This is a genomic window from Domibacillus sp. DTU_2020_1001157_1_SI_ALB_TIR_016, assembly GCF_032341995.1.
GTDB lineage: Bacteria > Bacillota > Bacilli > Bacillales > Domibacillaceae > Domibacillus > Domibacillus indicus_A.
In genome coordinates this window covers 1,492,270-1,506,159 of record NZ_CP135439.1, presented here as the reverse complement: position 1 = coordinate 1,506,159, position 13,890 = coordinate 1,492,270, and the positions used below count along the sequence as shown (strand labels likewise).

Here is a 13,890-nt window from a genome sequence, read left to right as displayed (position 1 = left end):
TTTCGTTTATTTTTCAAAACAAAAACCTGCTTAAAAAGCCGGCAGATTACTCTGCCGGTTCCAGTCAGCCTGCTTTCTAGCACTGTTTACACGCTGAAATCACCAGATTACTCTGCTGGTTTCACCTGTTCGAAATACTCCTCGAGTGTCCAGCCGTTTTTGTAAATCAAAGCCGCTGCTTCCTTGCCGACATAGCGAAAATGCCACGGTTCATATATATACTGGGTAATATCTTCCTTGCCTTTCGGGTAACGAAGAATAAAACCGTATTCATGGGCGTGATCTTTGAGCCAGCGGCCTTCCTCTGTCGCTTCAAACTCTTCATTGAGTTCAAATTGATTGCCTTCAGAGGAAATATCCATGGCAAGCCCTGACTGATGCTCACTCATGCCTGGCGGAGCGATCGATTTTAGGGCTTGTTCTTCGCTGCTTGCTGCCGCCCCGGCCGCTAAAATTTCTTCCTGGCGGCTATAGGAGCGATAGCCTGACACGGCAAACAAGTAAATCTTGTCTTCTTCCGCCCCTTTAAACATCGTTTCAAGCGCGGTGGCTGCTTCTTTTCTCATATAGCTTTTCTCAATGTCCTGGTTGCCGAAGGAAAACTGCACATTCGGGCGAACCAAATCCGGCGGGCTGTAATCAGAAGGCAGCGCAAACTCTTTGTTCACAAGCACCATCATATTTTCCGGATTTTGAATTTCCTGCACACCGTCCACCTCTTTCAATTGATTGAAATACGATGCGTCAATGACAGGTCCCGTTTCTTCTTTTACGGCTTCTTTTGCAGGTGCTGTTTGTTCACTTTCTTTTACAGGTTCTTCTTTTGCTGGTGTACATCCGGCAAGCATCAAAGCCGCTGCCAGGGTTAAAGCTGTTTTTTTCATTTAGATAGAACCGCCGCTTCAAGCGCCACTTGGATCATTTCATTGAACGTTGTCTGACGTTCCTCGGCTGTTGTTTCCTCACCTGTGATAATATGGTCACTTACCGTCAGCACCGACAGGGCACGGCGGCCGAATTTTGCTGCCAGCGTGTAAAGAGCGGTTGTTTCCATTTCAATGGCTAAAATGCCGTACTGAGCCCATTTTTTATGATCGGCGTTGTCGTTGTAAAACTGATCCGCTGTGAACACGCCGCCCACTTTCAGCTGAAGCCCTTTTTCCGTACCGGCATCAAAAGCTGCTTTCAGCAGGGACCAATCGGCTGCCGGCGCATAGTCGATTCCCGGGAACGTCACGCGGTTCATGCTGGAATCTGTTGATGACGTCATCGCTAAAATCACATCACGTACCTTTACGTCCTGCTGAATCGCTCCGCAAGTACCGACCCGAATCAAGTTCTTGACGTCATAGCTTTGAATCAGCTCATTCACATAAATCGAAATCGACGGCACACCCATGCCGGTACCTTGAACAGATACCTTCTTTCCTTTATATGTACCGGTAAAGCCCAGCATGCCACGAACTTCGTTATAGCAGACCGGATTTTCCAAAAACGTCTCCGCAATATATTTTGCCCGCAGCGGGTCGCCCGGAAGCAGGACTGTTTCGGCGATATCGCCCTGTTTTGCGCCAATGTGTACACTCATTTATAATTCCTCCATCAAATAAAATAAGCCAATCAACTCGAGACTTTCCCCGTTGGCTCTCCCATCGTACATATGTTAAAACGCACGAATCTGCCCGGACGAATGCCCGGGTTCTATCTCATTCTATCCCACCTTTGCGGGCAGTACAAGAATGACACCAAAAAGAACCGCCGGCATGTATCATGCCAGCGGTCTAAGTGAGTTCACTGATTCTTAAGCAAAGCGGCGGATCGTTTCATCTAGCATCTTCCGCAATCCTGAAAGCTGCTGGCGGGAAATGCGCAGGCGGATATTTGTTTCATCGGTGCCCATTGCTTCAGACAAAAATCCGCCCAGGCCGCGTGCCCGTCTATCCACCTGCAGCAGCACCTCCACTTCCTCTTTCGACTGCTGCAGGAATGAGACCTCCAGTTCGTCCAGCTTGCCGGCATACTCGCCTGTTACTGGCACAAATTCAAACTCCTGCACAAATGGATATTTTGTCAGGCGGGCGTGCTCACATTCCACTTCGCGCAGACGGAATCCAAGTGCACGGACGCCATCGAGCACTTCTTCTGCCATGACAGTAGGATGAACATCAATATAATCTTTATCGGCCGGATCCACTGCCTGCTTAATGTCAAGGCCTGTTGCGACCCAAACCCGCGTTTTCCCCTGTGTAATCGGCGTTTCATAGGGAAGCGTCAATTGAAGCGGAAACTCCCGTACTTCACCAGGATTAATGGTAAAGGGTTCATTTAATTTTTCCTTTACAACCGCTGCTTCCTCCACTACTTTGCGGTCATCTGTTTCCCGCACATACGTCGTCATCACCGAGACGTAGATGGAATCCACCTGCTGGGCTACATTTCCGCCTTTTACCTCTACAATGCCGCGCATCACATCACCGGCTGTGTATTTGGCTCGTTCCAGCTTCGTATCCACCTTTGCGTTTCCAATTCCAATGCTTGCCAATGCTTTGTTAAACAATGCCATCCAGCTTCACTCCATTTCTTTGTCGTTGTCTTATTTACGACCCATCATTTAAAAAGTTTCACCGGTTTAATTCATCCTGCTCATATTTTTCCCACGCTTCATCAAATACGCTCATCGTCGGTAAATAATCCACATCCATTTCCAAATAACGGCTTAATACATCATAAGAATCCGCCATCTTCGGAAAGGAAGGGTCCGCAAATGCTTCATTCGCAAACAGAGCCAGATTATCGCGCGGCGGCTCCTCCCGGTACCTCATTAGATAATGATAAAATGATTTATGCATTCTTTTTCCCTCCAAAAAAAAGACCTTAGAAAAGGTCTTTCAGGCTGTTGAGAAACGCCCGCTTTCGGCGTCACTTGCCGGCTGTGAATGCTCATGACCCCAAAAAGGTCACTCCGCTTCCCAGCCGGCGGCGTTCCTGGAAAGACAGGCGTTTTCACTCAGCCTGTCTTCTTATTTTGTGTACCCTCTCAAAAACTTTAAAAAAGGTCTTTGTATTCTCCATATCCTTCTGCTTCTAAATCCTCTTTGCGGATAAAGCGGAGCGCAGCCGAGTTAATGCAGTAGCGCAGACCGCCGGCTTCCATCGGGCCATCCGGAAATACGTGGCCAAGGTGCGAATCAGCTGTTTTACTGCGCACTTCTGTTCGAATCATGCCGTGTGACAAATCGCGTTTTTCCAGTACCTCTACCGCTTCGATTGGCTTCGTAAAGCTTGGCCAGCCGCAGCCCGCATCATATTTATCTTTAGAAGAAAACAGCGGCTTGCCTGAAACGATGTCTACATAAATGCCTTCTGCCGTTTCATTCCAGTATTCATTATGAAAAGGCGGCTCCGTTCCGTTTTGCTGCGTGACGTTATATTGCATCGGTGTTAATTTTTCTTTTAAGTTTTCTTTATTCACTGCATGTCCCTCCAATGTGATTGAATAAAAGCAGCCCGGCCTGAACCAGTCTGGTACGCATTATAGTGAGCGGGATTTTTCTTGTAGTAGTCCTGGTGGTACGCTTCAGCCGAGTAAAACGGCTCTGCCGGCAGGATTTCTACCACAATCGGCTTTTTGAACCGTCCGCTTGCATCAAGCCGCTGCTTCGATTCTTCCGCGAGCTGTTTTTGCTCTTCAGTCGTGTAAAAAATGGCCGGCATATAAGATCGTCCGCGGTCATAAAATTGACCGCCGGCATCGGTCGGATCGATCTGCATCCAAAATACATCGAGCAGTTTTTCATATGAAAAAACATTCGGATTAAAAGTGATTTCAACCGCTTCAATATGACCGGTTGCTCCGCTGCATACTTCTTCATACGTTGGATTTTCTGTGTGTCCTCCTGTATAGCCGCTTACAACCGACTCAATGCCCGGCTGTTCATGAAACGGCTTTACCATGCACCAAAAACATCCTCCTGCAAAAATTGCTTTTTCCATCCTGCTGCCTCCTATTCTGCGGCTCCTTCCGGCAGAAGCACCGCAAATTGAATATCGTCTTTCGCTAAATTAAATGATTCAGCTTTTACCCGCATTCCGTTATCAAGCCGCATTTCGGCAAGTGATACATAAATCCGCTCCTCATCGGGCACAACGTGCACCCAGTCGGGAAACGCATATGCGCTGTCGGCTGTTTTCAGTACGTATGAGGCCGGAATATCAAGCAGGCCGACGCGCAGGCCTTTTTGATGAAGGACAATATTGCCGTTTTCCATCGCTTCCGGCTCAAATGTCATATAGTAGTCAACGTCTGTCCCAAGCACCGGAAAAGAGCCATACAGCTCTACATCGTTGCCAATATATACATCGTAATCGATCGGCGCATCGCCGGCTTCCTGTGCTAAATAATAGTTTACGAGCTGATTCAGCTCCGCTTTTGTGGAGGTTACGTGAAAAGCCGTTTCTCCTTCTGCTTCCAGAATAGCCGGTTTTTCCGCGCCAGACGGAAGAAAAATAAAAATTAAAAGCATTCCCATGAAGGCAATAATACTGCCTAACAGTAGAAAAAAGGCCACTTTCCATTTCGTCAATTTGATCCCTCATTTGGCATAACAATTTTTTGGCTGGTCAGTTCTTCAAGCGGATCTCCATTGATCGTATCAAAAATGCGGCCTGCCATTTGTTCATACCCCATATCATTTGGATGAAACTGATCTTCAAAAAACAGCCCGTCACTGCCTTCTCCAAAAACCGTTTCGACATTTACAAATACAGTTCGATCAAATGATGCGGCCACCTCCTCTGCCCGCTTGTTCCATGCTTGAACAATCGCTTCGTCGTCATCCGTATCAACAAAAACACGGCCAAACGGATTATAAATGCCGATCAGCACAATGCCTGCTTCCTCGTTAATGGCTCTTATGTCCTGCAGTACAGTGCGGATGCGCTCTCCATAGCCTTCTTCTTCTTTTTCGAATGTATCCACTGTTAAATCCGACCAGTTTTCTTTTACTACTTTTACGACATCATTGCCGCCAATCGTAACCATAACGATATCGGCCTGTTGAATGTCTGCTCCAATTTTTTCCTCTTTCAGCCGTTTAATCAGCTGATCTGTACGGTTGCCGCGCTTTCCATAATTCACAAACGATGCGTCTTTTATTTGATCAAGCGATTCCAGCTGATCCTCCAGGTATGGAACATAGCCGCCGGAGTTTGTACTATCTCCGACTCCTTCTGTCAGGGAATCCCCGATTGACACAATCCTTATATTTTGCGGGACGCGTGTTCCTACTGTTTCCTGTGCGTTGTTCCCACACCCGGCCAGCAGCAATGTTAATATTATACCCGCTGCTCCCCACTTCAACGCCGTCACCTCTTCTTTTTCAAAATCGTATCATGTTCCAAGCACGGTTGAAAGTGATTGGGTTTCAATGTATGATTATATCAGTTTTTCCGGTATTCTTCTAATTTGAAAGGAGCCCCAAAACACGTTGAAAAAGAAACTATCAATCATCATTTTAACGATGTCTATTCCTTTTGCAGCCGCATGCGGACAGGATGACGACGCCCAGTCACATACCTCTCATACACATACAGCCCAAAGTGGCGACCTGCAGGAAGTGACAGCTTCAGCAGATACACTGCCGGCTTTTTTAGATAACAAAGAGGACGATGTAAGGGCTGTTTATGCAGCCGCTGCCAAACATGCGGCTGTGCTCGATCAAATACCGTGCTACTGTGGATGCGGAGAGTCTGCCGGCCATAAAAGCAGCTTGAATTGTTTTATTGCAAAGCAAAACAATAATGAAATCACCTGGGATGACCACGGCACTCGCTGCGGGGTCTGCCTGGACATTGCCGCCACAGCTGCAGCCATGACAGAAGAGAGCAAATCACCGCAAGAAATCCGTACTTATATTGATCATACGTATAGCGAAGGCTATGCAGAACCAACACCTACTCCGCTTCCAGGCGCTTAAATAAAGCGCCTTAGTGTGTAGACAAAATCTTTCGCTTTTAAAGAAGAGCCGATAAGTGGTATGGAAGATCCATAAGCAAGGACTGAATAGACAATTTCTCTTTTTTAAAGAGAAAGATACGACCTTATTAGCCCTGTACAATCTTGGGGCAAGTCGCTTGGCGACGGGAGGGCAGCGCAGACTCCTATGGGACTAGCGGGCAGCTGAAACCGGTGGAGCCGCCAGGCGAAGTCGGGTTCAGCACCTGCCCCATGGAAAGCGGAGCTGCCTGGACGCCGCCGATCCATCCCATTCATGTGCACATTCATCAATATGATTTGTCTAGAGTCTGAGGCGCTTAAATAAAGCTTTTATTTTTCTTTTTCTCGTTTAAAGGTCCAAAACGTGGTATAATTTGGTTACGTCTAATGTGAGGACTGATAATATGAGTATCAATGTTTTTCTTGACGACTACCGTACTTGTCCTCCTGACCATACACTTGTCGAAACAATCGACGAATGTTTTGATTTATTAAAAAGTCATGCCATCGGCCATTTGTCGCTGGATCATGATTTAGTCAGTAAAAGCAGGAATGGCTTTCTTCTCGTTCAGCTTATGGTCGAGCACCAGCTGTTCGCAGAGCGGATTACCATTCATTCAGCCAATTCAGTAGGCGGAAAAGCCATGTACCGCTACCTAAAGGACGCCCAGTCCAATCACCAAATGCCGCGGGCCATTCAAGTGATACTCCGTCCTTTGCCGCTTCATCCGCCTATAGATGCATATAAAAAAAACAGGAACGGCTTTGTTTAAGCCGGTTCCTGTTTTTTTGTTCTTCTTATTTAGCCTGATACATCACGCCAACAGCACCCGGCCCGGCATGAGCGGAAATAATCGGCGCTGTGATGCCGATCTCCACCTGCCCAAAACCGGTCATCCGTTCCACTTCTTCTTTCAGCTTTTCTGAAAAAGCCGCACTGTTCCGGCCGGCATGCATAATCGAGAAATGAACAAGTTCTTTTCCTTTTAACTCTTCACTCAGCTGATCTGCAAAAAAACGCAGCGCTTTCGTATGCGATCTTACCTTCGTAACCGGAGACAGCGCCCCGATATCCAGGTCCGCAATCGGCTTAATATTTAACAGAGAGCCGATAAAGCCTTTTGCCCGGCCAATCCGCCCGCCTTTAACCAAGTTTTCAAGCGTATCGACCATAATATACAGCTTCGTTTCGGCCCTTATTTCATCAAGGCGTGCGATAATGTTTTCAACGCTGCGGCCGGACGACGCCATCTGGGCCGCTTCTAACACCTGATAAGAAAGCGCTTTTGAAATATAGCGTGAATCGACGACGGTTACATCGGATGAGGACATTTCAGCAGCCTGTCGTGCCGCTTGATATGTTCCGCTCATCTCCCCGGTCATATGAATGGAAATGATCTGGCTGCCGTCTGCACCGAGATCATTATACACATCCAAAAACCGGCCGACTGGCGGCTGTGAAGTTTTCGGAAGTTCTCCGGCCGCGGCCATTTTATCCAAAAACGCTTCCGCTGAAATATCAACCGTATCCAAATACGTTTTCCCGTCAATTAGGACGGTCAGCGGCACCATCGTAATGCCGAGTTTTTGGAGTTCATCGCTCGTCATATCCAGTGCCGAGTCCGTTACAATTTTAATGCTGCCCAATTTATATCCCTTCTTTCCTGCCATTCAACGTGGTGATACCTTCATTTTACTTTTCTTTATCCATTCTTCCCATCTTCTTAACGCTTTTCACAAAAAAAGAAGAAGACGTATCGTCTTCTTCCCATTTTACGATAAAAGTGAGCGGTCGCTTAAGCCTCCGCCGCCTTTTATTTTTTGGAATTCTGCCAGCAGCTTTTCCACGGTCAGCCTTCTTTTTTCTGCTTCGTTGGCCGTAAAAATGATTTGCCCTTTGTCCATCATGATCAGCCGGTTGCCAAGATCAAGCGCCTGCTGCATGTTATGGGTAACCATCAGTGTAGTCAAACCGAGCTTGTCTACGATTTCTTTCGTTAAATTCGTAATCAGCTCCGCCCGTGACGGATCAAGAGCTGCCGTATGCTCGTCCAAAAGCAAAATTTTCGGGTCAGTGAATGTCGCCATCAAAAGAGAAAGCGCCTGCCGCTCTCCGCCTGAAAGAAGACCGACTTTTGCCTGCAGCCGGTTTTCTAAGCCCAGGTGGAGCATTTCAAGTTTTTCCCGGTAAAAATCACGCCGTTTTTTCGTTACACCGAATGCGAGCGTACGTGTTTTCGTCCGGTTGTAGGCAAGAGCCAGGTTTTCTTCGATTGTCATGGTCGGGGCTGTACCCGCCATTGGATCCTGGAACACGCGGCCAATTTTGGATGCCCGCTTGTGCTCGGCAAGCGACGTCATGTTCGTCCCGTCAATCGTGACCGTTCCCATATCCGGGGTAAGCTTGCCGGAAATTACGTTCATCAGCGTCGACTTCCCTGCTCCATTTGAGCCGATCACGGTTACAAAATCACCCGGCTTCATCGACAGGTTTACCCGGTTCAAGGCAATTTTTTCATCGGGCGTTCCTTCATAAAACACTTTAAAAATTTGGTTCATTTCAAGCATGGCTGCTGCCTCCTAACTGCTGAAGCCGTTTTTTCTTTCGTGCAGCCGCTTTTTGCCGGTCGAGCACTTTTGGCAGAACAAGCGCTATAATCACAATAACGGCTGTAATCAGCTTCATATCACCTGTATCTAAAAATTCAATCCGGAGCGCAAGTGTCACAATCATCCGGTATAAAATCGCTCCGACCACAACAGCCAACGTCGCCCGGGCAATAGAAGAATGCCCGATCACCGCTTCACCGATAATGACGGAAGCAAGACCAATGACAATCATCCCAATCCCCATGCCAACGTCGTTAAATCCATTGTACTGGGCAACGAGGGCACCTGAGAATGCCACGAGGGCGTTGGATAGACCCAGACCGAGCACTTTCATCCAGCCTGTGTTGGCCGAAAAGCTTCGCACCATTCCTTCGTTGTCTCCGACAGCGCGCAGACTCAGTCCTACTTCTGTTTTCAAGAATAGATCTGTGACAACTTTAATGATCAGCGTTAACAGGAGCATAAACAAAAGAATGCTCCACTCAGAGGCAAACCAGTTAGTTATTTTGGTCATTACCGTTTCTTCCGCTAACAGCGGCACATTCGGCTTGCCCATAATCCGCAGATTAATAGAGTACAAGGCAATCATCATCAAAATGCCGGATAAAAGCGGGTTGATGCCGCCTTTTGTGTGCAAAATTCCAGTTGCACATCCAGCCAGAAAACCGGCAAACAGCGCGACAATCGTTGCTGTAAATGGATCGCTTCCATTTACAATCATAATCGAGGCAACGGCTCCGCCTGTTACAAAGCTTCCGTCTACCGTTAAGTCTGGAAAATCAAGCACCCGGAATGACAAGTAAACACCGAGTGCCATAATCGCATAAATAACGCCCGATTCCGCGGCGCCAAACATGGCTGTCATCATAAAAAATCCCCCTATATACAAGAAAAAGCGCCCGGTGAAGGCGCGCCTTTTCCACTCATTTTACAATCTCTGCATCCTGTTTCCACTCATCTTTAATCTCGATATTCATTTCAGCTGCTGCTTTTTCATTGATCACAAGCTTTAAATCCTGCGGCGGCAAAACAGGAAGATCGCCTGCTTTCGCTTCACCTTTTAAAATTTGCGCAGCCATTTTGCCGGCTTCTTTTCCGATCTCTTCATAATCGAACCCGTAAGCTGCAAAGCCGCCCCGTACAACTGAATCTTTTTCTCCGACAAACAGCGGAATATCTTTATCGTTCGCTACTTGAATAACGGATTCCAAAGCAGAAACAACCGTGTTATCTGTAAAGATATAGAACATATCCACTTTGCCGACTAAGCTTTCTGCTGCCTGCTTTACTTCAGAAGAAGTCGAAACCGTTACCGGTACCATCTTTAAGCCATTTTCTTTTAAAATGGATTCTACCTGCTCCGCCTGTGCAACAGAGTTTTGCTCACCTGCGTTGTAAATCACACCAACATTTTTGCCTTCTACCGCTTCCGTCATAAATTTTACGGTATTAGAAATGGCATCTGGATGAAGGTCAACTGTGCCTGTGATATTGCCGCCTGGTGCTTCCGCATCTTTAACAAGACCTGCTGCTACTGGATCGGTCACAGATGTAAACACGATCGGAATATCTTTTGTGGCATTCAGCGCTGCTGTAGCGCTCGGCGTTGAGTTAGCGAAAATCAAATCGACTCCATCCGCTACAAAGTTTTGCGCAATCGTCTGGTTATTGTTTTGGTCGCCTTGCGCAATTTGTTCGTCAAATTCAGCCGTTACGCCTTCTTCTTCCAAGCCTTCCTGAAACCCTTTGTACGCATTATCGAGTGATGGGTGTTCGACAATTTGTGTCACACCAATCTTATATGTATCTCCTTCTGATGACCCGCCGGATTCGGTTTTGGCTTCTTCCTCGCCGCCGCATGCTGCCAGCATCATGGCTGCCGCACCTGTTGTCATCATCCATTTCCATTTACTCATCCCTAAACTGCCCCCTCTTTTTTGCGTAACCGCTTTTATGTATTAAATTACTGTTTATTATCTTCGAATAATAACAGAAAAGCAAGAATTTTTTTAATTTACTTACAACAAATGACCTATAAACAGAAAAAACGACAAGGCTTCTTACCTTGTCGTTCGATCGTACACACAAAAAAAGTAGTCGTACGGATTTTCTTCGTTTTTTTCTCCTTTTGTACAGGAGGTTTCTTTAAAATCATCCCATGGAATAAAGTCGATAACCGTATCTCCTTCAAATTCCGCCTCGATTTTCGTGACATATAGACGGTCTGCTTCCGGCAAAAACTGCTTGAACACATTCGCACCGCCAATCACAAAAATATCCTCGTTTTTCGCTCTTTGGAGCACCTCTTCCTTTGAGTGAACAACGGTCACACCGTCCTGATGAAAGTCACGGTCTGTCGTTAAAATAATGTTCTCCCGCTTTGGCAGCGGCTTGCTTCCAAAGGACGCAAATGTTTTTCTCCCCATAACAATTGGGTACCCAAGCGTTGTTCTTTTAAAAAAGCGTAAATCCTCCGGCAGGCGCCACGGCAGGTCGTTATCACGGCCAATCACGCCGCCTTTCGCCTCTGCCCAAATAAATGAAATCATGGCTCTCTTCCTTTCTTTCGTTCCTCGTTCACATCGTACCATATTTCCATCCATCACATGAAAAAAGCATCCGCCCGGATGCTTTTTCCTCATACTACCCAACAATGGTTGCGGTGTTTCCGTCCGGCTGCATGTTCAGCCCTTTATTGCATTCAATATCTATGTCGCCGTTTGCAATCGTAATTTTCACCACGGTTCCATCATCATATTCAATCGTTGAAACGGTCTGGTCTGTTCCAAACTCGTCTATCTCTTTTTTAAGGACTTTGCGCCCTTCTCCTAAAATTTGCAGTTTCTGGTTCATAAAAAGTGCCTCCCTATATTAAAGTTTGATCAGATTTCTTTTCCTTACCCGGACGCTATTCGCTTTAAACAAACAAAAAACCAGCCAAAGGCTGGTTTAAGAGTGTAGATGAAGTAAGAAAGCAGGCTGATTGAAAACGTCTGTCTTTCCAGGAACGCCGCCGGCTGGGAAGCGGAGTGACCTTTTCGGGGTCATGAGCATTCACAGCTGGCAAGTGACGCCGAAAGCGGGCGTTTGCGGGCAGCCTGAGGCCGGTTTTCAAACTGCAACAGGGGCTTTGATGGCTGAATGGGGATCATAGCCCGTCAGCTTAAGGTCATCAAGCTCAATATCAAACAATGATTTTCCTTTTGTTATTTCGAGTGTCGGCAGCGCTTTTGGCTCACGTGAAAGCTGCGTCTCTACCTGCTCGATATGATTCGTGTAAATGTGCGCATCGCCAATCGTGTGGACGAATTCGCCCACCTCTAAGCCGCATTCATTCGCAATTAAATGCGTCAGCAGCGAATAGCCGGCAATGTTAAATGGAATTCCAAGGAAAGTATCACCCGATCTTTGGTAAAGCTGGCAGGAAAGTTTGCCATCCGCTACGTAAAATTGAAACATCGTATGGCATGGCGGCAGCGCCATCGACGGCACATCTTCTGGATTCCAGGCGGATACAATCAAGCGTCTGGAGTCCGGTGTTTTTTTGATCATCTCGATTACATCGCCGATTTGGTCAATGGTTTCGCCCTGTGAGGTTTTCCATGCGCGCCACTGGCGGCCGTATACGTCACCGAGTTCGCCAAACTTTTCCGCAAAGTCCGCGTCTTCAAGCACACGCTGCTTAAAGAGCGCCATCTGCTCATTATACTGCGCCGCAAATGCTTCATCAGCCAAAGCACGCCGGCCGAAGTCAGTCATATCCGGTCCTTCGTATTCCTCGCTTTCTACCCAGCGTTTAAATGCCCATTCATTCCAAATATTATTGTTGTGCTGAAGTAAATAACGGATATTGGTGTCTCCTTTTAAAAACCAAAGCATTTCGGAGGCTACCAGTTTAAAAGACACCCGCTTCGTCGTTAAAAGAGGAAAGCCTTCCGCTAAATTAAACCGCATCTGCCGGCCAAATACAGAAATGGTTCCCGTACCGGTCCGGTCTTCTTTTCTGTTTCCGTTCGCTAAAATTTCCCGGCTTAAGTCAAGGTATTGTTGTTCACTGCTACTCACCTGTTTCCTCCTACTGATCCGTGTGGACCGTTCATTTCTCTGTACCCTCCGCATCATACCAAGAGAACTTTTTCGATTCAAGCCCTGACCCGGTCTTTTGATGGGACACAAAAACAATTGGGTCCTTATACGGTAATCCACCTTCTTCACCGATTGCCTGCACAGATCGAGCGCGTTCTAGAAATCGATCAGCTCCCTCTGTCACAATGGAAATAGCCAAGCTTAGTGATCGGGATCAAATAAGCCAAAAAGCGACCTTCCCTGTGATGGAAGATCGCTTTTTTTGCCTGTACGTATATAAAATATGTCCGTAACCGTCCATTCATATCGAGCAGCTGTGTGTGCAGAAAAAGAATGAGTTTGTGAGCACCTTTCAAAATCACTCTTTGAGAACTATACTTTATGGAGACCACATTCTGTTTTCTCAAGGGAAGCCCATCGGCCTGCACGCGAATTTTGCCCTGCCTCAACCGCAATGGTGCAATATTCGCAGCCAATACTCGGGTAGCCTTTGTCGTGAAGAGTATTATACGGAAGTCCAAATGCTTTGACATAATTCCAGACATCTTCTTCTGTCCAATGAATTAACGGGCAAACTTTAATCGATTCAAATTTGTTGTCAAAGTTGATAAATTCAACATGACGCCGTGTTTCGGATTGTTCTCTTCTTAAGCCGGATATCCAAGCTTTTGGGCCCGTCAATACTTTCTTTAAAGGCTCTACTTTGCGAATACTGCAGCAAAGATCGGGCTGGCTTTTCCAGAGCTCCTCCCCGTACTGTGCAGCTTGCTCTTCCGGCGTTAATTCTGGTTTTTGCATTTCAATACGAAGTGTCGGATACTTTTTCTTTACTTTTTCAATTAATTCATACGTTTCTTGAAAGTGAAAGTCTGTATCAAGAAACACAATCTTTGCGTTTGGATTTACTTTTGAGATAAGGTCGATTAAGACAATGCCTTCTATTCCAAAGCTGCACGCATATACAATTTCTTCTCCATATTCTTCAAAAGCCCACTTTAATACATTGCGGCTGCCTTTTAAAGAATTGTCTATTGGAAAATCGATCTGCACGCCATCCCAGTTTTCATATGTTAAAGCTGCCATTTTTCCTGATCCTCCAATCCTGAGTTTACATTCAGCTTGAATATAATTGCTTTACATTCATCGCGGCAAACTGTAACGATTTTTATTACATTTAAAGCAGATGAAAACACGAGGTA

At 46.5% G+C, this 13,890-nt stretch carries 18 protein-coding genes; 2 read left to right on the top strand and 16 right to left on the bottom strand.

The genetic code is table 11. The annotated features are described in order from the left end of the window. Positions 1-107: 107 nt before the first annotated feature. From RRU94_RS15570 to RRU94_RS15535, 8 genes are all read right to left on the bottom strand, one after another. On the bottom strand, positions 108-884 hold the full coding sequence (locus RRU94_RS15570; protein WP_315695527.1) for a M15 family metallopeptidase: 777 nt from the start codon (positions 882-884) through the stop codon (positions 108-110). Further along, the gene (gene deoD / locus RRU94_RS15565; RefSeq protein WP_315695525.1) at positions 881-1,588 is read right to left on the bottom strand and encodes a purine-nucleoside phosphorylase; all 708 of its coding nucleotides are present in this window, start codon (positions 1,586-1,588) and stop codon (positions 881-883) included. Before deoD ends, RRU94_RS15570 begins: the two co-directional genes overlap by 4 nt. Before the next feature lie 213 nt (positions 1,589-1,801). Then, entirely contained in the window at positions 1,802-2,563 is a 762-nt protein-coding gene (locus RRU94_RS15560; RefSeq protein WP_315695523.1) for a sporulation protein, read from the bottom strand. A gap of 58 nt (positions 2,564-2,621) precedes the next feature. Then, a complete protein-coding gene (locus RRU94_RS15555) occupies positions 2,622-2,849 on the bottom strand; it encodes a YozE family protein (protein ID WP_315695521.1) in 228 nt (75 codons plus the stop codon). A 197-nt stretch (positions 2,850-3,046) separates the two neighbouring features. Further along, positions 3,047-3,472: a peptide-methionine (R)-S-oxide reductase MsrB gene (msrB, locus tag RRU94_RS15550; protein WP_251270852.1), complete on the bottom strand. Its 426-nt coding sequence runs from the start codon at positions 3,470-3,472 to the stop codon at positions 3,047-3,049. Next, entirely contained in the window at positions 3,469-3,993 is a 525-nt protein-coding gene (gene msrA, locus RRU94_RS15545) for a peptide-methionine (S)-S-oxide reductase MsrA (RefSeq protein ID WP_315695518.1), read from the bottom strand. Before msrA ends, msrB begins: the two co-directional genes overlap by 4 nt. Before the next feature lie 11 nt (positions 3,994-4,004). Then, the gene (locus tag RRU94_RS15540; protein ID WP_315695515.1) at positions 4,005-4,583 is read right to left on the bottom strand and encodes a YpmS family protein; all 579 of its coding nucleotides are present in this window, start codon (positions 4,581-4,583) and stop codon (positions 4,005-4,007) included. After that, positions 4,580-5,368: a GDSL-type esterase/lipase family protein gene (locus tag RRU94_RS15535; protein WP_315695514.1), complete on the bottom strand. Its 789-nt coding sequence runs from the start codon at positions 5,366-5,368 to the stop codon at positions 4,580-4,582. Before RRU94_RS15535 ends, RRU94_RS15540 begins: the two co-directional genes overlap by 4 nt. Positions 5,369-5,486: 118 nt before the next feature. On the opposite strand from RRU94_RS15535, the gene RRU94_RS15530 reads away from it, so the two are divergent. Both RRU94_RS15530 and RRU94_RS15525 read left to right on the top strand, forming a co-directional pair. Beyond that, the gene (locus tag RRU94_RS15530; RefSeq protein ID WP_315695512.1) at positions 5,487-5,975 is read left to right on the top strand and encodes a PCYCGC motif-containing (lipo)protein; all 489 of its coding nucleotides are present in this window, start codon (positions 5,487-5,489) and stop codon (positions 5,973-5,975) included. Positions 5,976-6,399: 424 nt separating this feature from the next. Then, the gene (locus RRU94_RS15525) at positions 6,400-6,768 is read left to right on the top strand and encodes a cyclic-phosphate processing receiver domain-containing protein (protein WP_315695510.1); all 369 of its coding nucleotides are present in this window, start codon (positions 6,400-6,402) and stop codon (positions 6,766-6,768) included. Positions 6,769-6,793: 25 nt separating this feature from the next. Here the strand turns inward: RRU94_RS15525 and RRU94_RS15520 are convergent, their stop codons facing one another. The 8 genes from RRU94_RS15520 to RRU94_RS15485 all read right to left on the bottom strand — a co-directional run bounded on the left by RRU94_RS15520 (position 6,794) and on the right by RRU94_RS15485 (position 13,774). Next, on the bottom strand, positions 6,794-7,642 hold the full coding sequence (locus RRU94_RS15520; protein ID WP_315695507.1) for a DegV family protein: 849 nt from the start codon (positions 7,640-7,642) through the stop codon (positions 6,794-6,796). A gap of 126 nt (positions 7,643-7,768) precedes the next feature. Then, positions 7,769-8,563, bottom strand: a complete 795-nt coding sequence (locus tag RRU94_RS15515; protein WP_251270859.1) for an ABC transporter ATP-binding protein — start codon at positions 8,561-8,563, stop codon at positions 7,769-7,771. Next, positions 8,556-9,473: an ABC transporter permease gene (locus RRU94_RS15510; protein WP_315695504.1), complete on the bottom strand. Its 918-nt coding sequence runs from the start codon at positions 9,471-9,473 to the stop codon at positions 8,556-8,558. Before RRU94_RS15510 ends, RRU94_RS15515 begins: the two co-directional genes overlap by 8 nt. 55 nt (positions 9,474-9,528) lie before the next feature. Next, on the bottom strand, positions 9,529-10,521 hold the full coding sequence (locus tag RRU94_RS15505; protein ID WP_315695502.1) for an ABC transporter substrate-binding protein: 993 nt from the start codon (positions 10,519-10,521) through the stop codon (positions 9,529-9,531). 144 nt (positions 10,522-10,665) lie between these two features. Beyond that, on the bottom strand, positions 10,666-11,154 hold the full coding sequence (locus RRU94_RS15500) for a dihydrofolate reductase (protein ID WP_315695500.1): 489 nt from the start codon (positions 11,152-11,154) through the stop codon (positions 10,666-10,668). A gap of 94 nt (positions 11,155-11,248) precedes the next feature. Next, the gene (locus RRU94_RS15495; RefSeq protein WP_315695498.1) at positions 11,249-11,458 is read right to left on the bottom strand and encodes a hypothetical protein; all 210 of its coding nucleotides are present in this window, start codon (positions 11,456-11,458) and stop codon (positions 11,249-11,251) included. A gap of 258 nt (positions 11,459-11,716) precedes the next feature. Further along, positions 11,717-12,670: a thymidylate synthase gene (locus RRU94_RS15490; RefSeq protein WP_315695496.1), complete on the bottom strand. Its 954-nt coding sequence runs from the start codon at positions 12,668-12,670 to the stop codon at positions 11,717-11,719. Positions 12,671-13,063: 393 nt separating this feature from the next. Next, positions 13,064-13,774: a phosphoadenylyl-sulfate reductase gene (locus RRU94_RS15485; protein WP_315695494.1), complete on the bottom strand. Its 711-nt coding sequence runs from the start codon at positions 13,772-13,774 to the stop codon at positions 13,064-13,066. Positions 13,775-13,890 lie beyond the last annotated feature (116 nt).

Coding starts and splice junctions, on each gene's coding strand:
- RRU94_RS15515 (WP_251270859.1), bottom strand. CDS start 8,563: ATGCTTGAAATGAACCAAATTTTTAAAGTGTTTTATGAAGGAACGCCC.
- RRU94_RS15500 (WP_315695500.1), bottom strand. CDS start 11,154: ATGATTTCATTTATTTGGGCAGAGGCGAAAGGCGGCGTGATTGGCCGT.
- RRU94_RS15485 (WP_315695494.1), bottom strand. CDS start 13,774: ATGGCAGCTTTAACATATGAAAACTGGGATGGCGTGCAGATCGATTTT.
- RRU94_RS15525 (WP_315695510.1), top strand. CDS start 6,400: ATGAGTATCAATGTTTTTCTTGACGACTACCGTACTTGTCCTCCTGAC.
- deoD (WP_315695525.1), bottom strand. CDS start 1,588: ATGAGTGTACACATTGGCGCAAAACAGGGCGATATCGCCGAAACAGTC.
- RRU94_RS15570 (WP_315695527.1), bottom strand. CDS start 884: ATGAAAAAAACAGCTTTAACCCTGGCAGCGGCTTTGATGCTTGCCGGA.
- RRU94_RS15555 (WP_315695521.1), bottom strand. CDS start 2,849: ATGCATAAATCATTTTATCATTATCTAATGAGGTACCGGGAGGAGCCG.
- RRU94_RS15510 (WP_315695504.1), bottom strand. CDS start 9,473: ATGATGACAGCCATGTTTGGCGCCGCGGAATCGGGCGTTATTTATGCG.
- RRU94_RS15505 (WP_315695502.1), bottom strand. CDS start 10,521: ATGAGTAAATGGAAATGGATGATGACAACAGGTGCGGCAGCCATGATG.
- RRU94_RS15560 (WP_315695523.1), bottom strand. CDS start 2,563: ATGGCATTGTTTAACAAAGCATTGGCAAGCATTGGAATTGGAAACGCA.
- msrA (WP_315695518.1), bottom strand. CDS start 3,993: ATGGAAAAAGCAATTTTTGCAGGAGGATGTTTTTGGTGCATGGTAAAG.
- RRU94_RS15495 (WP_315695498.1), bottom strand. CDS start 11,458: ATGAACCAGAAACTGCAAATTTTAGGAGAAGGGCGCAAAGTCCTTAAA.